Annotated in this window: 13 protein-coding genes; 9 read left to right on the top strand and 4 right to left on the bottom strand. The window is 34.0% G+C overall.

The features are described from left to right. Position 1 precedes the first annotated feature (1 nt). On the bottom strand, positions 2-5,572 hold the full coding sequence (locus ABJM36_RS07790; RefSeq protein ID WP_348450885.1) for an MG2 domain-containing protein: 5,571 nt from the start codon (positions 5,570-5,572) through the stop codon (positions 2-4). 317 nt (positions 5,573-5,889) lie between these two features. On the opposite strand from ABJM36_RS07790, the gene ABJM36_RS07795 reads away from it, so the two are divergent. The 3 genes from ABJM36_RS07795 (at position 5,890) to ABJM36_RS07805 (ending at position 10,282) form a co-directional block, all read left to right on the top strand. Next, complete coding sequence (locus ABJM36_RS07795) at positions 5,890-7,443, top strand: aldehyde dehydrogenase family protein (RefSeq protein ID WP_348450886.1); 1,554 nt, start codon at positions 5,890-5,892, stop codon at positions 7,441-7,443. 254 nt (positions 7,444-7,697) lie between these two features. Beyond that, positions 7,698-9,089, top strand: coding sequence for a DUF1800 domain-containing protein (locus ABJM36_RS07800; protein WP_348450887.1), 1,392 nt, complete (start codon positions 7,698-7,700; stop codon positions 9,087-9,089). Positions 9,090-9,091: 2 nt separating this feature from the next. Then, positions 9,092-10,282 (top strand): DUF1501 domain-containing protein, encoded by a 1,191-nt coding sequence (locus ABJM36_RS07805; RefSeq protein ID WP_348450888.1) that lies wholly within the window; start codon positions 9,092-9,094, stop codon positions 10,280-10,282. Between the two features lie 451 nt (positions 10,283-10,733). Here the strand turns inward: ABJM36_RS07805 and ABJM36_RS07810 are convergent, their stop codons facing one another. From ABJM36_RS07810 to ABJM36_RS07820, 3 genes are all read right to left on the bottom strand, one after another. Then, positions 10,734-11,867, bottom strand: coding sequence for an ATP-binding protein (locus ABJM36_RS07810; RefSeq protein ID WP_348450889.1), 1,134 nt, complete (start codon positions 11,865-11,867; stop codon positions 10,734-10,736). An 86-nt stretch (positions 11,868-11,953) separates the two neighbouring features. Then, complete coding sequence (locus ABJM36_RS07815; RefSeq protein ID WP_348450890.1) at positions 11,954-12,895, bottom strand: cadherin repeat domain-containing protein; 942 nt, start codon at positions 12,893-12,895, stop codon at positions 11,954-11,956. Between the two features lie 222 nt (positions 12,896-13,117). Next, positions 13,118-13,870 carry an SDR family NAD(P)-dependent oxidoreductase gene (locus ABJM36_RS07820; protein WP_348450891.1) on the bottom strand — a complete coding sequence of 251 codons (753 nt, stop codon included), beginning with the start codon at positions 13,868-13,870 and terminating at the stop codon, positions 13,118-13,120. A 251-nt stretch (positions 13,871-14,121) separates the two neighbouring features. Between ABJM36_RS07820 and ABJM36_RS07825 the strand changes: the two genes are divergently transcribed. The 6 genes from ABJM36_RS07825 to ABJM36_RS07850 all read left to right on the top strand — a co-directional run bounded on the left by ABJM36_RS07825 (position 14,122) and on the right by ABJM36_RS07850 (position 20,808). Beyond that, a complete protein-coding gene (locus ABJM36_RS07825; RefSeq protein ID WP_348450914.1) occupies positions 14,122-15,123 on the top strand; it encodes a MoxR family ATPase in 1,002 nt (333 codons plus the stop codon). Positions 15,124-15,236: 113 nt separating this feature from the next. After that, positions 15,237-16,103, top strand: coding sequence for a DUF58 domain-containing protein (locus ABJM36_RS07830; RefSeq protein WP_348450892.1), 867 nt, complete (start codon positions 15,237-15,239; stop codon positions 16,101-16,103). A 41-nt stretch (positions 16,104-16,144) separates the two neighbouring features. Beyond that, positions 16,145-17,785 carry a hypothetical protein gene (locus ABJM36_RS07835; RefSeq protein ID WP_348450893.1) on the top strand — a complete coding sequence of 547 codons (1,641 nt, stop codon included), beginning with the start codon at positions 16,145-16,147 and terminating at the stop codon, positions 17,783-17,785. Continuing rightward, positions 17,785-18,789, top strand: coding sequence for a VWA domain-containing protein (locus ABJM36_RS07840; protein WP_348450894.1), 1,005 nt, complete (start codon positions 17,785-17,787; stop codon positions 18,787-18,789). Before ABJM36_RS07835 ends, ABJM36_RS07840 begins: the two co-directional genes overlap by 1 nt. A gap of 30 nt (positions 18,790-18,819) precedes the next feature. Next, positions 18,820-19,857, top strand: coding sequence for a VWA domain-containing protein (locus ABJM36_RS07845; RefSeq protein WP_348450895.1), 1,038 nt, complete (start codon positions 18,820-18,822; stop codon positions 19,855-19,857). A gap of 93 nt (positions 19,858-19,950) precedes the next feature. Further along, positions 19,951-20,808: a tetratricopeptide repeat protein gene (locus ABJM36_RS07850; RefSeq protein WP_348450896.1), complete on the top strand. Its 858-nt coding sequence runs from the start codon at positions 19,951-19,953 to the stop codon at positions 20,806-20,808. Positions 20,809-20,847: the final 39 nt, after the last annotated feature.

Here is a 20,847-nt window from a genome sequence, read left to right on the forward strand (position 1 = left end):
TTTATTTCTCTACAGTAACCCATTCCCCTTTAGTTCTAACCAAAAACTCATTATCATACATAGCTTCTGCTTGTACCCCAGGTAAATAATAAGTGCCTAAATACGATGCGTTTAGCATGATGTTAAATGTTTTGGTGCTATGTTTTCCCTTTTCTGGTAAATCAAAATAGAAATTCACGCGGTCGTCTCTAATATCGGTATGTCTTGCTGCGCTTGTTATGGTGCTTCCAAAGGTTGTAAAACGGGTATTTACAATTTCCCAACCCGATGGGAAAATTTGGGTTAATGCCACATCATTTACCGCTGAGGTTCTTAAATTACTTACGCTAACTGTAGCCATAAAATCTTGACCTTGCATGAGCTTAGAAATTTCAATTGGATTTCCTTTTAAATCTTTGTATTTAACAGATACGGTTAAACCACGTTGCTCTACCCATTCCTGACCGAGCGGTAATTTTCCAGAATTTAAAATTCTAACATAAACTACATTGTCTTTGGCGTTTGCAAATGCTAAATTGTTAGTACCTTCAACAACGTTTATTTCACGTTGGGCAATGGCGCTTTTGGTTTCTATGCTTTCCGTTTTTCCGTTTATGGTGTAATTTACTTTTAATGCTTTTCCGCCATTGGCATTAACCATTTTAGACATAGCCAATAAGCTGTATGCTGAGGTTTGTGTACTCATCCAACGGTTGCTCGATAAATCTTTGGCAATAGTTTCGGCTAGTTCTCGCATTTCAGAGTTTTTGGTTAGCACCATTGTTTCTAAGGCCATGGCTCGGTTTCTATCGGCAGAACCATAGGTATAATAATTATAAGACTGAGGTTTAAAATTAATATTTGCAGATTCCGAAATCTTATTGCTCGCTTCTTGCTGTCCAACTAAGGCATAAGCCGCTGCCAATCGCCATTTAGCTTCGTTTGAAATTTCAGAGAACTCTCGAAGTCTGTTCATGCTCCCCAATTCCGGACTTCCAGCCAACGCCAATGTGTAAAGTCTGTAGGCTTGAGCCAAATCAGAATTATAGGTTTTATAACTTGGGCGCCAATTTCTAGCTGCTTGCTTTTGGTATTTTAGCCAATTGCTTTTAAACGTTAGTGGTAGCACATAACCTTTCTTTTCGGCTTCTATCATAAAATGACCCGCATAACTTGTTCCCCAATCATTAGCGTTAGGTTCTCCAATCCAATAACTAAGTCCGCCATGTGCACGTTGAAAATGTCCTAGTCGTTTAATGCCATTTTCTACATTACTTTGAATTTGTTTCTTATTATTAGAGGTCAAATCAAAAATATCAGCTAAAAATAATTGCGGAAATACACTCGAGGTGGTTTGCTCTACACAACCATGCGGATATTGAATTAAGTATTGCAATCTGCGAGAAAAATCCATGGGAGGTAAGGTCGAAAACTCAATAGTTGCAGTGTTTGTTCCTGCTACTCCAAAGGTTGTGAAATTAAGAGTTTCAGAGGTGTTTGCTGCCAAGGTTTTATCTAGAACTTTTGATGTTATTGGGTTGGTGTTTAAAACATCTAACTCCACTTTGAAAGTTGATCTCTCACCATTTCCAGTAGCAATCACTTCAACGGTGTTAAAACCTTTAGCTTTACTAACATCCAATTTAAAATAAGCCATTTGTTCGTCGGGTTGGGCAAAACTCAATGTCTTTGATGTTTCTCCAACAATCGAAATACCATCACTCAATTTTAAACTAATGTTTACGTTTTTCACTTTAGGTTCCATAGCAAATACGGTTACGGGCAAAGTTACTTTTTCACCTGGGCTCAATTTCCGCGGAAGCGTTGCTAAAACCATAAGCGGTTTTTTAACTTCTATGGCTTTATCGGTACTTCCGTACGCTTCATTTACGTTGTTTCCGGCAACCACCATTGTGCGAACCGAGCCTATATAATTAGGAAGTTTAATTTGATGTGTTTTTGATTGTCCTGCATCCAGTTTAAATGGGCCTAAATAAGTGACTACAGGTTTAAAACGGTTTGCTTTTTTATTTTTTCCACCACCAGCACTTCCATCGCCACCAATAGCAAATACTTGGTCTATGCTACCAGAATAGGCACCAATAACATCATCGAAAACATCCCAGGTTTTTACACCTAAAGCTTCACGTTTATAAAATTCATCCCAGGCATTTGGGGTTTTAAAGCGTGTTAAATCAAGTAAGCCTTCTTCAACCATAGCAATGGTATAAGTCATGGCTTTCTTGTTTTTTTCAGATATTTTAACCTCAAAAGTTTGCTTTGGACGTAACTTTTCTGGCATTTGTAATTGGGGCTCCAATTTGGTGTTAGGGTCTTCAACCATAATTGGAATTACGCCATACAAACGAATTGGTAAATCGTTACTAGTAATTGCATGAGGTTGTAATAATGAGATGTTTACAAAGACATTTGGAGCCATGTCGCTGCTAATTGGAATATCAACCATTGTTTCACCTTTCGTTGTTTTTACCCATTTATAATCTAAAACTTCAGTGCCATTTTCTATGCTAACCAAAGCGCGACCTTCACTTCCTGAGGCAAACGATACTTTAGCTGTTTCGCCAACATTATAGTTTTCTTTATCTGCAGAAAAGACTAACATTTTAGCTGCTTCTTTATCGCTAGATGGGGCTTTTTGCCACCAGTTTTTATAAAAATAAGCGGTTCGTCCTGTGGCATGTCCACTTACAGGATCGGTAACTCTTATTAAATATCGGCCTTTATCATTATCAGGAACCTTAATGTTAAAAGTCGCTTTTCCCTTAGCATCTGTGTTTATTTTCGTTGTGGTGTATGGCCTGTGATAGTTGCTAGATACATAGCTTGATAAATTATCGTAAGATGAATTCCACCACCAACGCCATTCTATTTTATAGATTTTAACTTCTAGATTATTTCGTTTTATAGGTTTGCCATTTTCATTGACTAGAACGACATCAAAAGTTTGATTTTCGTCTGTAAAAAATGAACCGTATGCATTGCCTTTTGGAGAGCGTAATCCAACAAAAGACTCGTAAGGCGCGTATTGTTTAATAAAGGTATCCATTGAGAAGTCGCCACCATTTTCGAAGGCACGTACTAAAAACTGAACGTTTAGCATACCTGGTGCGTTTTTACCAATACTCAGTTTTTTATTAATTGTTGCTAAGCCTTCTTGATTTACTTTGCCTTCAAAAACATTTATTTCTTCGGTTTGAAAGTTTCGTGTTGGGTCATTAAATGTATATTCTTTATAGTTGTTAAAGGCAGTATTAGCGGTACTAAATTTAGCTTTTACTTCGGCTTTTAAATTTTTTCCTGGAGCGCCATGAAGCCATTTAACATCTAAGTTGCCTTTAAGTGGTGCTTTGTTAGAAAGGATTTCATTTTCAAAATCGACTTTAATTTTTAGGCGATTGGGTTTTACGGTTTCAATTTTTAAAGTTTTATAAAATGTGGCACCTCCAACAGATACTTTGGCGTTATAATTTCCTGTTTTATCTTCGGTTGAGGTGGTTACAGTAAACTTGTAAAAATTATCAATTGAATTGGTGGTTACGTTTTTATGGACCAATTTGCCATTTGGATCCGTAATTTCAAGTTTAACTGGATGGTTTTTTGGAAGCGGATTTGCTCTATCATTCAGCATAAAGGTTAGGTGCAACGTGTCCCCCGGTCGCCAAACACCACGTTCGCCATATATGTAACCTTTAAGTCCGCGTTGTAAACGATTTCCAGAAACATCGAATTTGCTTAATGATAACGAGTTACCGTCATGAAGTTTCACATAGGTTCTGTTTTTTCCTTTCGAAACAATAGCAAAAGCCGCATTTTTATCAGAATCTATTAAGGTTAAACCTTGCTCGTCTGTATTTCTACTTGCTAATTCTTGCTGCTGAAAATTATAAATAGCCACCTTAGCTCCCGCTTCTGGATTTGTGTTAAGGATATTGGAAACCGCAAAATAATAGGAATTGTTTGCACCTTGTTTAGCTATAACTCCCAAGTTTGAAGCCAATAAATTTTGGGAAACTATTTTATTTTCACTGTAATAGGCATCATGACATGGATTTTGTTCTTCGCGCCAATTATAGGTGTAGTTTTTGTAACGATATGCTTTGTTATCCCAATAAGCCTCCTCTAGTAATTCTTCATCGTCACTATCTATTTCTAGGTGATCGCCTTCATAATAGTCGTCTTCGTAATACTCGTCATAATCATCATTTTCAGAGTTTGAAGTTGCTGTATTAGCTTCGCAATCGTATAAAGAATAGTTTTTATTAAAACTTAATTCTACGCGGTAAATGGCCCCAGCGTCTGCGTTGAAATATTGAGATAAATCTATGCTATAAGCTTTCCATTTTCCAGAATTTTCGGCTGCTGTTTGTAATGGTATAGTTTGTTTTGCAATACGACGGCCAACCTTTTTTATATCGTAAGTATTGTTGCTGTTTAAATTATTGTCTTGTAGAAATTGCAGAATATTGTCTTCGAAAATTTTAATAATACGAACATCTATAGTGCTTAAATTAACAGCTTCAAAATTGAATTTTAGTTGTTCGGAATTTGGTAGAATGATGCCGTTACTAATTAATCGAACTTGTGGTTTTAAAGATTCGAAAGCTATGGTTTCAGAAAATGGTTTTTTCAATTTAAAGTCATCGGTGTTTTTTATACCTTGAAATACATCTACTTGTATGTTGCCAACTAGTTTAGTATTTGGATAGACTTTTAACACATTTCCATCCACAACATATTTTGGGTTGTTCACTTTTTGAATAGTTACTAAACCATCAAAATTTTGTTGCTTTTTTAATGGGTCTGAGAAATTTAAAGATAAATATTGTTCCGGCGATTGAATGACATCTACATTTACAATACTAAAATTATTTATACCGGGAATAGCCATTGTATTTTCGCCTTCGTTTGATGCTTTTATGGCTTTACCGTTCCATTTTATAAGGATTTTATCATCTTCAACCTTACGGTTAATGCTGTCAATTTTAAACTCGAAGTACTTAGAAGATGTGTTGGCTTCATTAAAAACAATGGATAAGTTTTTACCATTTTGAGACGCATTAACTAAAGTTTTGGCATCTTTAATAGCGATGACATCGGCCAATTTAATAACGCCTTCCAAGTATTGCCAATTTTTGCTATACGATTGTAAATGGTTGGTTTCAATGTTAAAACTTGGTGTTATAGTTTTAAATTGAAAGGTGTAATCTTTAAAACCTTTTGGTATGTTTTTGTAAATGTCGGCAAGTTTTATGGTTACTGTGTATTCGGTGTCTGGTTCTAGATTTTCATCGGGTGTAAAAAGGAGTGTGTGTGTATTTCCAGCGGTTAATTTGCCATCGACATGTGGTTTGATACTAAAAATGTTATCTGTGATTTCTTGGTCTAATTCCCAACCGTCAACTTCGTTAGCTAAATTAATTTGGATAGGATTTGCAACCGATGTTATGCCTGAAGTTGTGTAACTTATGTAAGCTCGATACTTAAAAAGGTTGTCGGTTTCTACGATTTTATTTTTACAAGAAACTACTAATGAAAGTATAAAAACTAAGGCGATAAGCTTTTTCGGTATCATGGATAGATGAATTTAAATGAACAAAATTAGTTTAAAAAAGAAAGCGTAGGGAGTTTCTCGTTAATAAAGTTACGTTCAAAATTTGGTGTTTGGGCTGTTATAAAACGTTAAATAAGTCTTAAGGTTTAAATTTAATCCAAAATGTAATGAATAAATTAGGCTTAAGGTATTGGGTAAAACGATAAGTTATTTGAATGATTTTATTTTTTAATTTAAACACTAAATCATCCATTTTATGATTTGTAAATTTCAGTAAAAACGACTTTTAATTGGTATATTCGTAAAGATTGTTAGTATAACTCATAACTCAATAATTAATGAAAAATAATGAAGCAAATTTTGGTATCGATAACGCACTTAAAATACTTGGAGTCACAGGAGTAAATAAAGGCTCGTCTATAGGATTAACTAACTTTTCTTCTGGTGAAATTATTGAATCTTATTCGCCTGTAGATGGATTATTGGTTGGTAAAATTGAACAGACTACTAAGGCAGATTATGAAAAAGTATTGGAAGCTGCTACATCGGCTTTTAAAACTTGGAGAACTATACCCGCACCTCAACGTGGAGGAATTGTACGTCAGTTTGGTGATAAACTACGCGAAAAGAAAGAGGCATTAGGGAAACTAGTTTCTTATGAAATGGGAAAAAGTTACCAGGAAGGTTTGGGAGAAGTGCAAGAAATGATTGATGTCTGCGATTTTGCAGTAGGCTTATCACGTCAATTACATGGTTTAACTATGCACTCTGAGCGCCCAGGACATCGCATGTACGAACAATATCATCCGCTAGGTGTGGTTGGTATTATTTCGGCTTTTAATTTTCCTGTGGCCGTTTGGGCATGGAACACGGCTTTAGCTTGGGTTTGTGGTGATGTTTGCGTGTGGAAACCCTCAGAAAAAACACCTATGTGTGGTGTGGCTTGCCAAAATATAGCGGCCGAGGTTTTTGCTGAAAATGATTTACCAGAAGGTATTTCGTGTTTAATAAATGGCGATTATAAGGTTGGTGAATTTATGACCAAGGACACACGTATTCCATTAATATCGGCAACAGGTTCTACTAGAATGGGTAAAATTGTGGCTAAAGAAGTAGCAGGACGCTTAGGTAAAAGTTTATTAGAGTTGGGAGGAAATAACGCCATTATTGTTACACCTGATGCCGATATAAAAATGACTGTTATTGGTGCTGTTTTTGGTGCTGTTGGAACTGCAGGACAACGCTGTACCAGTACACGTCGATTAATAATTCATGAATCGATTTATGATAAAGTAAAAACTGCAATTGTTGATGCTTATAAGCAATTACGGATTGGAAACCCGTTAGATGAAGATAACCATGTTGGCCCTTTAATTGATACCCAAGCAGTAAGCCTGTATAAAAACGCGCTTGAAAAAGTAGTTGAAGAAGGTGGTAGTATTATTGTTGAAGGTGGTGTGCTTTCTGGCGAAGGTTATGAAAGTGGATGTTATGTAAAGCCTGCAATTGCGGAAGCTAAACCGCATTTTATGATTGTACAACATGAAACCTTTGCGCCGGTATTATACATGATAAAGTATTCTGGAACGGTTGCCAATGCTATTAATATTCAAAATGAAGTCGCTCAAGGATTAAGCTCTGCAATTATGACCAACAATTTACGTGAAGCAGAACGCTTCTTGTCCGTTCAAGGTTCCGATTGCGGAATTGCTAACGTTAATATAGGGACTTCTGGAGCCGAAATTGGTGGCGCTTTTGGCGGTGAGAAAGATACTGGAGGCGGACGTGAATCGGGATCTGATGCTTGGAAAGTATATATGCGACGTCAAACCAACACAATTAATTACACTACAGAGTTGCCGCTAGCACAAGGTATAAAATTTGATTTATAATACGTATTTGTAAATTAGATTATAAAGTAAGTCATATTCTCTAATTTTATGAAATGTAGAACGTGTTACTAGTGTTGCAGAAATATGGGAGTCATAGTTACTAAATGTGAAATTTATTTATTCTATAAGCCGTTTCAAAGTTGAAACGGTTTTTTGTATCTTCATAAATCAGATTAAACCATTTTAATTAATTGAAGTCTAAGTGTTTACTACGTTATTGATTAATTGGATTTATTTCTTAAAACCATTGCCCTATGAAAACAAAGCACATACAACATTTGTACAGACGAATAGGTTTTGGAATTTTACCATCAACTTTAAATAAGTTATCAAAAAAAAGTGATAAAGCAATTATTAACGGGGTGTTTGAAGCTTCAAAAAAAATTACACCTTTAGAAGTTGATACATCAGAATTAATAGCCATTTATAGTGGTGCTACGATGATGGATTTTAAATTAGATTCAGAATCCCGTAAAAAAGTTCAGAAATTAAGTCGAAAAAAACAGTTTGAACTTAATGTAAGTTGGATTGATAGATTAACTAATTCACCTGAAATATTAAGGGAGAAAATGACGCTTTTTTGGGCAAATCATTTTGTGTGCGAAGATAATAGTATTACCTATATACAACAATTCAATAACACTCTTAGAAAGCATGCCTTGGGCGATTTTAGAGCTTTTGTTAATGCTGTTTCTAAAGAAGCAGCAATGACCAAATATTTAAATACTAAGCAGAACAAAAAACAAAGACCTAATGAGAATTTTGCACGAGAATTAATGGAATTATTCACTTTGGGTGTTGGGCATTATTCCGAAGAAGATATAAAAGAAAGTGCCAAAGCATTTACAGGTTATAGCCATAATATACAAGGTGAGTTTGTGTTTAAAAAACGAGCACATCACGATGGCGAAAAAACGTTTTTTGGAAAAACAGGTAATTTTTCGGGTGAAGATATTATTGATATCATATTGGAGCAAAAGCAATGTGCTAAATATATATGTGGAAAAGTATATCGTTATTTTGTGAATGATGTGATTGATGAGAGTCATGTAAATGCCATGGCTAATGTGTTTTATAAGGATTATAATATTGAAAACCTTATGCGCTACATGCTCATGTCTAATTGGTTTTATGATGAAAAAAATATAGGCACGAAAATTAAATCTCCAATAGAGTTTATAGTAGGTCTTAAAACATTGGTGCCAATTGATTTCAAGAACCCTCAACAACTGTTATATATTCAAAAGCTACTAGGGCAAATCTTATTAAAACCGCCTAATGTTGCTGGTTGGAAAGGGGGTAAAAGCTGGATAGATAGCAACACAATTGTTTTACGTTTAAAACTACCTTCTTTATTATTAAACAATGCCTATATATCTATAGAAAAAGTCGGAGAGGTTGATGCTTACGCAGAAGTTAAAAAACAATTTTTTAAGAAAAATTTTGGCAAACGTTTTAAAACGGAGGTTAATTGGAACTATTTCAATGCACAATTTAAAAATGTTGAATTAATCGATTTCCAAAGCCATATTTTGGCTTGTGAAGTTAATGAAAATGCCAAAGCATATTTACAATCTTTAGAAATAGTCTCTAAAAAAGAATATTGCGTGCAGCTTATGTCGTTACCCGAATATCAAATGTGTTAATTATGGACAGAAGAAAATTTTTAAAACAATCATCTTTAGCTAGTAGCCTGTTTTTTGTTCCTAGTTTTATAAGAGCGTTCGAGGAAGTTGCAAGTAGTAAATTAGGCTACAAGCGCTTAGTAATTATACAATTATCTGGAGGTAACGATGGATTAAATACCATAATTCCTTATAGAAACGATTTGTATTATAGAGAGCGTCCTACATTGGGGATTTCAAATAAAGAGATTATTAAATTAAATGATGAGGTTGGTTTAAACTCTAGTTTAGAGCCACTAAAACGCCTGTACGATCAAGGCTATTTATCCATTATAAATAATGTAGGGTATCCAAACCCTGTTCGGTCCCATTTTAGGTCTATGGATATTTGGCAAACTGCTACCGATTCCGATAAATATTCGCAAAGCGGATGGGTTGGCCGCTATTTAGATCATTTTGGTAAACAACCGCATAGCGCTATTGAGGTCGACGAAAGTTTGTCTTTGGCCATGAAAGGCGAACAATTTAATGCCATTGCAACACAAGATGCCAAAGCGCTATATAATTTGTCTAAAGATCCCTATTTTAAAAACATTCATAACCACCAAAACGATGCGCATTTAAGCGAGCACAATTTGGGATATTTATATAAATCTATGATTGCTGCCGAGTCTTCTGCTAAATATATTTTCGAAACCAGTAAAACGGTTACCAGTCAAAAAGAATACCCAAATAATAAATTTGGAAAGCAAATGAAAACCACTGCGCAGTTTATTAATTCGCACTTAGAAACCAAAGTGTTTTACACCTCATTAGGTGGTTTCGATACGCACGTAAATCAATTAAATACCCAAAAACGTTTATTAGGTGTATATGCAGATAGTGTTGAAGCTTTTGTGCAAGATTTAAAAGAAAACAACACTTTTAAAGACACCTTAATTTTAACCTTTTCAGAATTTGGTCGTCGTGTAAAACAAAATGCGAGTGTGGGTACAGACCACGGTACAGCAAACAATGTATTTGTAATTGGAGAAAACCTAAAAAGGCCAGGATTTTATAATAATATGGCTAGTTTAAGTAATTTGGATGCTAACGGCGATTTAATATTCGAAATAGATTTTAGAACTATTTACGCTACTGTTTTAGATAAATGGCTCGAGGTAGATGATAAAAAAGTGCTCAATAAATCTTTTAATCAATTGGATTTTATTTAGAACTCATTTTAAAAATTGGCGTTACCATAAGGGTTGGCTTTTATTCATTAGTTTATATTTTAAATTATTGAATTCCTATATGAAAGTATTTCAATATTCGATGCTTCCTTAGGTCGGGGAGTCAAACATGCCAACTAACCCCTATTTTAAATCCTAGAGCTAAAACAATACCTTTTTAATAAAATTTAAGCATAAAAAAACCTTGACTCTGATTCAAAATCGATTTGGAGCACAAGGTTTAATTAAATGATTAATAGCATTACAAATATATAAAAATCAAGGATATAATTGTTGTTTTAATGTTAATAAAATTAAAAATCTAACTGTTATACAATTGTATTTCGGTGAACTAAAACTATGTAATACCTTGATTTTATTTATTGTATACAGAGGGTAAGTTAGATAAAGAAGTTTTTTGAAGTAGTAAAGGGGGGCTTGATAGCAATTATATTTAGCTATATTTTACTTTGCGTAATATTCGTAAAGATTCTTTGTATAGATCATAAACCTCTTTATTATAGTTTTTTAAATAAGGTTTAGCCTCGTTCAGTTTATCTATGGCTTGATGAAATAAATTTAAGTAGCAAATTAAATAAGTAGCAGGTAGGTTTTTAAGATCCATTTGCTCACTTACCGTTAATGTTAATCCTTTTTTTAACTTTTCTAAAATAGCATTATTGGTGTTGTAAATATGATGTAAGTCTTTTTTATCAAATTGAGGGGGCTCAAACAATAGTTTTGTGTCTATGCTATAATTGGCGTTTTCTTCAAAGGTTATTAGTGTTTCTTCCAACTGATAGTATTTTTTTCTGCCTTGAAAACCTAGGTTTACATATTCTATAATTTTAAAACTATCTTCATTAATAGAAATAGAAACTTCATCAAGAGCAGAAAAAAATAAGCGTACTTGTTCGTTAATTAATTCGATGTCAACCCGCGAATAAAAAAATTCTTCCTTTATTTCTTTTTTTAAACCCGCCCAACACACCACGAAATATTCTTTAAAAACCTTGTATTGAGCGTTTACATCCTTTCGTTTATTCAAAAAATCGAAAACGCCGTTTAAGGTATGCTCAATATTGTTTTGTGCATGTTTTTCAATGGCCTCAACAATTTTAGAGTTTACATCCTTAATTTCAATATCAAATACTTTAGGCATGCTTATACTGCCATCTCTTAAAAAAACAGAACCTCCGTAATATTTCCAAATATTTTTTCTGAGCGATGTAATTTTTCCTGTTGCCCTAATAGTTACTAATCCAACTACTTTGTCGTCTGATAGGTGCGGAAACGGAATATTTTCGTATTGTACAATTGGTGGATTAGTAAGATAGGCGTTAATAAGGTTTTGTATTTTACTATCATCAAAAAAATCGACACCTATAATAGTATTGTCCTCATCTTCAACACCAATTACTATAAACGAATTGTTTTTGGGGTTGCTGTTAGAAAGGGCACAAACATGTTTTAAGAATTTAGCTTTTCCTTCTTTATGGCTAATATCAACTTTTCGCTTTTTATCATAAAAGCTATTCTCGTCGTTATGAGCAAGTAAGTGTTTTATGAGTAGGCGTTTGTTAATCATTTAAACATAGTCTGTTTTTCATTTCCTCGAAAGCGATGGCCTTTTAGATAGGGCAATTTAAGTTTCTTTATAAGGTAATAAGATTTTTACCATTGTTTTTGAGTTGTGCTTAAACCTTGGTATAAAACAATTTGATTGGCTGAGTTGGGTAAGGTGTTAACATCTTCAGGTCCTGTTGCAACATGCCGTTCTGCAACATTCTTAAAACTAATGCTTTTGTTTGCATATATGCCTAAATAACCCACGTCGGTGGTTGGATTATTACTTCCTTTTAAAACAAAGCAATTGGTACCCACAATATTAGCTGGTAAAACGCTACCTAAATCTATAAAACCATCTGAAACACTTGTGCTCGATTGTTTTACTTTATTTGTAGAACTAACAGCATGGTTATTGGTTTTAAAAGCAAAAACATAGCTGCTACTAGGCATGTTTAAGCCATTATTGTTTGCGGCAGTAAACGATGTAGGGGCGTTAAGGTTAGAGCTTTCGTAAGCGTTATAATCATCATCGGAAGTGGCTACTTTGGTAATGTCATTTAAATTATTAGCTAAAGCATTATACTCTGCTTCTTCAATAATAACCCATTCTCCATCTGCGGCTGCCAAATAATTTGTTTCAGATGTCGATAAAAAAGAAGCAATATCATCAAGGTTGTTAATGTTAATTGTGGCTGTAGAACTTGCTGTATCAATTTGGTCAATAATGGAAATTGAGGCGCTTATTATTGGGTTAGTTTCAAAATCAAAAACCGTAGGGTCTGCTACTGATAATTCACCTGTACTAGGATTAATTTTTAATGCTCCAGAAGGTGTTTGAGAAGTTATTCGAAAGCTTAATGTATAATTACTTGTAGCTTGAATTGTCCCAATAACCTCATTAATACTTGGGTTTTCATCAAAATTAGTAACTAAGTTTTTAACGATTATTTTTGTGCTTGTACTAGAATCGTCTTCACTTCCGCAAGAACAAATAAATAATAAAATGGTTAAAATAAAAAAGCTTGAAGTTTTTAGATTCTTTTTCATAATTAAGAATTTATTGAGGACTGTGTTTTGTATAATTGAATTCATTTATTAATGAATACGTTGGTTTAAATTCTAAAGGTTTTAAAAAGGGTAAGCTGTAAATTTTAAATTAAAAGGTTGTTGTGTTGTAAAGTTATGATAATTAGTGTAATATATCTAATTAAATTGTTTGGGCAAACATTTTTAAGCGTTTAACTTTTATAAAATATCCTGTTTTTTGCTTTAACAAGATTTTTTTACTGTAGTTGAATTTGCTTGTGCTGTAGGAAACACCAATAGATCGGCAATATTAACATGTGGTGGTCTGGTTACAGCAAAATAAATGATTTCAGCAATGTCGTTTGCTTGTAGGGCTTTAAAGCCAGTGTACACATTATCGGCAATGGCATCCCCTTTAAAGCGTACCTTAGAAAATTCGGTTTCTACCAAACCAGGATTAATAGCACCCACCTTTATTCCATAAGGGTTTAAATCAATACGCATCCCTTCAGTTATGGCTAAAACGGCGTGTTTACTTGCGCAATACACATTGCCTTTTGGGTATACTTCTTTACCTGCCGACGAACCAATATTTATAATTTGCCCAGATTTACGCTCGGTCATTTGAGGTATTACAGCTTTACTAACATATAGTAACCCTTTTACATTAATGTCCATCATGGCATCCCAATCGTCAATACTTCCGTTTTGTATAGGATCTAAACCATGTGCATTACCCGCATTATTTATTAAAATATCAATAGTTTTAAAAGAATTTGGAAGCGTTTCAATGGCTTTAAAAGTGGCCTCCTTGTCTCGAACGTCAAAGTTTAAAACATGAACATTGGTTAATCGTGCTAAAGCTTTTTTAATGGTGTTTAGGCGTTCTAAGCGTCTGCCGCAAAGCACCAAATTTATGCCTTGTTTTGCAAATTCATAAGCGGTAGCTTCACCAATTCCGCTTGTAGCTCCAGTAATTAGTGCTGTTTTTTTCATGTGGTGTGTTTGTTGTATGAACTATAAAAATACTTAAAAGTCACTATAAAAAAGAAGCTTTTAAGATTATATAAGTTAGGATGCTTTAACTATTTAAGATAAACTTATAATAATTAATTGTTAAATACTGTAAACATTGAGTTTCTTTAAAATTTTTAACCATTTTTTAACACGGTATCATCAAAAATTTTAACACTTTGCAAACCGAAAATAACTACTGTATTTTTGGATTTATAATAAAACAAAAAATGATGGAAGAAACCAGTACAATTGATATTAAGTCAATTAATGAGAAAATTGAAAAAGAAAGCGCTTTTGTTGATTTACTGATGCTAGAAATGAATAAAGTCATCGTGGGTCAAAAACACATGGTTGAGCGTTTGTTAATTGGTTTATTAGGGCAAGGGCATATTTTGCTTGAAGGTGTTCCTGGGTTAGCAAAAACTTTAGCAATTAATACTTTGGCACAGGCTGTAGATGGTAGTTTTAGTAGAATACAGTTTACTCCCGATTTGTTACCTGCCGATGTTACAGGAACATTAATCTACAATATGAAGGTTAATGACTTTTCAATTAAAAAAGGACCAATATTTGCAAACTTTGTGTTGGCAGATGAGATAAATAGGGCGCCCGCAAAAGTACAATCGGCTTTACTTGAGGCGATGCAAGAAAAGCAGGTCACTATTGGCGATGAAACCTTTAGGTTGGACAAACCATTTTTGGTAATGGCAACTATGAACCCCGTTGAGCAGGAAGGAACTTATCCTTTACCTGAAGCACAGGTTGACCGTTTTATGCTAAAAACAGTTATTGATTATCCTAAAATTGACGAAGAGCAATTAATTATGCGAGCTAATCTAAAAGGCTCTTGGGATAAAGTAAACCCAGTGGTTTCTATAGAGCAGATTTTAAAAGCGCAAAATGCTGTTCGAGAGGTTTATATGGATGAGAAAATAGAAAAATATATTTTAGATATTATTTTTGCAACACGTTATCCAGAAAAATTTAGACTTCCAGATTTAAAACCGTTAATATCTTTTGGAGCGTCACCTCGTGGTAGTATTAACCTAGCAACAGCAGCAAAATGTTATGCATTTATTAAGCGTCGCGGGTATGTAATACCTGAGGATGTTCGTGCTGTAGTTTATGATGTGTTAAGGCACAGAATTGGTATTACTTATGAAGCCGAGGCAGAAAATATAACTTCAATAGATATTATAAACAAAATAGTAAACGAAATAGAGGTGCCATAAAGAGAGGTTCTAGTATTCAGTATCAATAGGCAAATGTTTATTCTGCTGAGTGCTAAAAAATTAACGGTTTATTGATAACTGAAAACTGCGACTGAAAACTGTTTACTAATTAGATGGATACTAAAGAATTACTAAAAAAAGTACGAAAAATTGAGATTAAGACACGCCGCTTGTCTGATCATATTTTTGGAGGAGAATACCATTCTACCTTTAAAGGTCGTGGTATGACTTTTAGTGAGGTGCGTCAGTATCAATTTGGCGATGATGTTAGAAATATAGATTGGAATGTTACTGCACGGTATAACGAACCTTACGTAAAAGTTTTTGAGGAAGAGCGCGAACTTACCATGATGCTAATGGTCGATGTTTCAGGTTCTGAGTTGTTTGGTACTAACCAGCAGTTTAAAAATGAAGTAGTTACCGAAATTGCAGCAACTTTAGCGTTTTCGGCAACACAGAATAACGATAAAATAGGGCTTATTTTATTTTCAGATAAGGTAGAGCTTTATATTCCGCCTAAAAAAGGGCGCTCTCATGTCCTTCGTATTATTCGAGAGCTTATAGAGTTCGAGCCAGAAAGCAAACTTACAAATTTTGCCGAGGCTTTAAAGTTTTTACAAAACGTCATGAAGAAGAAAGCCATTGTATTTGTACTTTCTGATTTTATTGCAGACGATTATCATCAAACCATGAAAATTGTTTCTGGTAAACATGATGTTACTGGAATTCGGGTTTACGATAAGCGAGAAGAGGAGATTCCAAATTTAGGTGTTGTGCAAATGCAAGATGAGGAAACGGGCGAATTAATGCTAGTTAATACAGCTTCAAAAAAAGTACGCGTTAATTACGGAAAGTTCTACAGCCAAAAAGTAGCATATTATAAAGATAGTTTTACAAAATCTGGTGCAGGTACCATTGATTGTCGTGTTGATGAAAGCTACGTAAAAAAGCTTTTAGGCTATTTTAAAAGAAGAGGGTAATGGGCACGAAGTGTGCAGTTAGAAGAATGAAGATATTAAATATGAATAACGATTTTATGATTAGGTTTAAGGGAATGAGTGCGAAGGCTTCAAGCTTATTTTTTATGCTTCTTTCTATATTTTCATATTCCCAGGTTTCATCAACCATCGATTCAACTACAATTAAAATTGGTGAGCAAATCACATTTTATGTTCAGGTTGAAACAGATTCTACAGATTTAGTGGTTTTTCCAGAAGGGCAGACATTCTCGCCTTTAGAGGTAATTGAATCATACGATATTGATACGCTAAAGAAAAGCGATAAATTTAACCTGATTAAAAAATATGGGTTAACTCAATTTGATTCTGGGGCCTACACCATTCCGAGGCAAAAAATAATTATTGGCGATAAAACTTTTTTTACGGATTCGTTAAAGGTTGAAGTTAACAATGTTGTGGTAGATACTACACAAGGTTTATATGATATAAAGCCCATTATTGCTGTTGAAAAAAGCGGAGGCGATTGGTGGAAATATCTAATATTAGTATTGTTAATTATAGGTGCATTGGCATTTCTGTTATATTGGTTTATTTGGCGAAAAAAGCCGCTAAGCGAAGAAGAAAAAATAGCCTTATTACCGCCTTATGATAGAGCAAAATTAGCAATTCGTAAGTTGGATGAAAGCACGTATTTGGAAAATCAAAATTTAAAGGATTATTACTCAGAGTTAACCTTTATTGTAAGAAAATATCTTGACGAAAAAGTATACGATAAAGCTTTAGAGAGTACAACCGATGAGTTAATTTCAAGATTAAAAATACTAAAAAAGGCAAATCAAGTTGATTTAAGTCAGGAAGATATCAAGAATTTAGAAGACATCTTAAAACGTGCCGATTTAGTGAAATTTGCAAAATCTGCTCCAGATATTGAATTGGCTAAAATTGATAGAGACACTATTGATGTTGAAATTGATCATGTTAAAGAAGCTTTACCAGAACCTACCGAGGAAGAAAAGCTTCTGGATGAAAAATATAGAGAAGAACAAGAACGCAAAAAGAAACGTAAAAAGATTTGGCTAACCGTTGGTATTAGCGTGTTTTTATTACTTGCAACCTTAACAGGGCTCTCTGTAAAATACGGATTCGATTTTGTAAAAGACACCATAATTGGTCATGATAGTAAGGAGCTTTTAGAGGGCGATTGGGTTCGAAGTGAGTACGGAGTTCCTCCAATTACCATTTCGACACCTAAAGTTTTAAAAAGAAGTACACCAGAATTGCCGGAAGAAATGGCGCAACAAATAGAATTAACCCAATTTAGCTATGGAAGCTTAATTGATAAATTTCAAATACAGGTTGCTACAACAAATATTAAAAATTTAGGCGAGAATAAAATTAATCTTGAACAAGCTATGGAAGGCACTTTAAAGGTGTTTGAAAATGCTGGAGCACAAAATATAATTACTAAAAACGAAAAGTTTGTAACACCAAATGGTGCCGAAGGATTAAAGGTTTACGGTACTATGGATTCGCCTGTTTTAGGAACGGATAAACTAGAAAAAGGTAAATATGTTATTTTAGGATTTACATCAAAAAGCGTTGTGCAACAAGTGATGCTTTTTTATAAAGAACATGATGTTTATGCCGAACAAATGGTAGATCGTATTTTAAATTCAGTCGAACTTAAACCTGCGGAAGAATAATGTTAGAAGGTATTGAATTTGTAAATAAAGAGTTTTTTTGGTTGCTTTTAGTACTGCCAATGGCTGTGCTTTGGTATGTTTTAAAACATAATAAACAAACGGCCGAACTTAAAATGTCAAGTTTAAAAGGTTTTAAGGTTACCAGTTCGTGGTTGCCAAAACTTAGGCATTTGTTATTTGGATTACGCTTATTAGCGTTAGCGCTTTTAATTGTAGCCTTGGCTAGACCACAATCGGTCGATGTGTCTACAAAAACTAAAACTACGCGAGGTATCGATATTGTAATGGCAATTGATGTTTCGGCAAGTATGCTGGCAAAAGATTTATCGCCTAACAGATTAGAAGCCTTAAAAAAAGTAGCTTCCGAGTTTATTAAAGGCAGGCCAAACGATAGGATAGGATTGGTAGAGTACGCTGGCGAGAGTTATACTAAAACGCCAATTACAAGCGACAAGTCCATTGTGTTGCGTTCGCTTAAAAGCATTAAATACAATAATATTATTGAGGGCGGAACTGCTATAGGAATGGGTTTAGCAACTTCCGTAAATAGATTAAAGGATAGCAAAGCGTCAAGTAAAGTTATTATTTTGTTGACCGATGGTGTAAACAACTCTGGGTTTATAGATCCAAAAATTGCAAGTGAATTGGCTGTGGAGTATGGCATTAAAACATACACTATTGGTTTAGGGACCAACGGAATGGCCTTGTCGCCAGTTGCCATTTTGCCAAACGGTAATTTTCAATACGGACGAATTCAAGTAGAAATTGATGAAGAATTACTTAAAGAAATCGCTGAGGTTACAGGTGGTAAATATTTTAGAGCTACCAATAATAAAAAGCTTGAAGAGATTTACGAAGAAATAAATAAGCTAGAAAAAACAGAAATCGAAGAGTTTAAATATTATAATTACGAAGAAAAATTTAGACCATTAGTAATTTTAGCAGGCTTATTATTGCTTATGGAATTACTATTACGTTACACCGTTTTTAGAAGTTTTGTCTAAACAATTAAACAAATAACGACTATACAGTTTATGTTTCAATTAGAAGAAAAAATATGGTTTTGGACATTAGGAGTTATTCCAGTAATAATCCTGCTCTTTTTGGTGCTTCAGTTTTGGAGGTACAGAACTCAAAAAAAGTTTGCTGATACTGCATTACTAAAACGGTTAAGCCCAAACAGATCTGTTTTTAAATCCGTTTTAAAAATCATTGTTTTAAGTTTAGCTTTTTTATGTTTAGCTATAGCTTTGGTAAATCCTAAAATTGGGACCAAGCTAGAAACTGTTAAGCGCGAAGGTGTCGATATTGTTTTTGCTGTCGATGTTTCTAAAAGTATGTTGGCAGAAGATATTGCTCCAAACCGACTTGAAAAATCGAAACAATTAGTCACTCAAATTATTAATAATTTGGCAAGCGACCGTGTGGGGATTATTGCTTATGCCGGAAAAGCATTTCCGCAACTGCCAATTACTACAGATTATGCGTCGGCTAAAATGTTTTTACAAAGCATGAATACCGATATGTTATCATCTCAAGGTACAGCCATAAACGAAGCTATTAAATTGGCTAAAACCTATTTTGATAATGAGGAGCAAACCAATCGTGTACTTATAATTATATCAGATGGCGAGGACCATAGCGAACAAGCAGCTGTAGTTGCAGAAGAAGCCAGTAAAGAAGGTATTAGAATTTTTACAATTGGGGTTGGGGACGTAAAAGGTGGACCAATTCCAGAAAAAAGAAACGGAGTCGTTTTAAGTTATAAAAAAGATAGTCAAGGTGAAACGGTAATTACTAAATTAAACGAAGAAACACTTAAAAATATAGCATCAGAAGCCAATGGTGTATATATTAATGGCAAAATCACAAATAATGTTGTAGAGGAAATTCGTGAGATATTAAATGCCATGGATAAAACAGAATTTGAAGCTAAAGAGTTTGCAGATTTTAAAGATCAGTTTCAATGGTTTTTAGGTTTTGGTATTTTCTTTTTATTGATAGATGTTTTACTGTTAGAAAGAAAAACAGGCTGGTTAAAGCGGTTGAACCTGTTTAATGAGAACTTTTAATTTCCGTAAACCCTGAAATCTGTTGAGCTGAAATTATTTTATAATTTTTTTAACGACAAAAACACTAAAGATTCTATAATTTAGAAATAAAAAATGAAGTACATAATAACATTCATATTAATTATAACTTCTGTTTTTTCTTTTTCGCAAGAGGAAAACGAAGCCTTATTATTGGCTGCTAAAAAGGCTAATAATTTTGTTTATGAAGGTAATGAGCTAATTGCTAGCGATGATTTTATTTCGGCAGAAATGGCTTATCGTAAGGCAATTGCAGAACAACCAGCAGGAGCTACAGGTGCTTATAATTTAGGTACATCTTATGCTAAAAGCGGTAATTTAAATGAAGCGTTATATCGATTAGAACAAGCTGTAAAAACAGCTAATACAAAGTCTGATAAGCATAAGGCATTTCATAACATTGGGAACATTTTAATGCAAAATGAAAAATGTAAGGAAGCGGTTGAAGCCTATAAAAATGCATTAAGAAACGATCCTACCGATAATGAAACCCGTTATAATTTAGGTGTAGCAAAAGTGTGTGCGGAACAGCAGCAACAGCAGGACGACCAGAATAAGGACGATAAAGACAATAAAGACGAAAATAAGGACGAGAATAAAGAGAACCAGGACCAGAAAGAAAATCAAGATAACAAAGATAAAGAGGGCGAGGATAAAGAGGATAAAAAGGACGAAGGCGACGACGACAAAAAGGAAGGTGATGATGAGAAAGATGAAGATGGTAAGCCTAAAGATGAAAAAGAAGATAAAGGAAATGAAGGCGATAAGGATAAGGAAGACAATAAAAAACCACAACAGCAACCGGGTCAATTATCCCCTCAACAGATTAAAAGTTTGTTAGAAGCTATGAACAATCAAGAACAAAAAGTTCAAGAAAAAATGAATGCCGAAAAACAAAAAGGTGTTAAAATTAAAACCGATAAAGATTGGTAAAGTAAAACTATAAGTAGGTCGTTAGAAGTTGTAAGTTTG

Source organism: Algibacter sp. (assembly GCF_039977455.1).
Lineage (GTDB): Bacteria > Bacteroidota > Bacteroidia > Flavobacteriales > Flavobacteriaceae > Algibacter_B.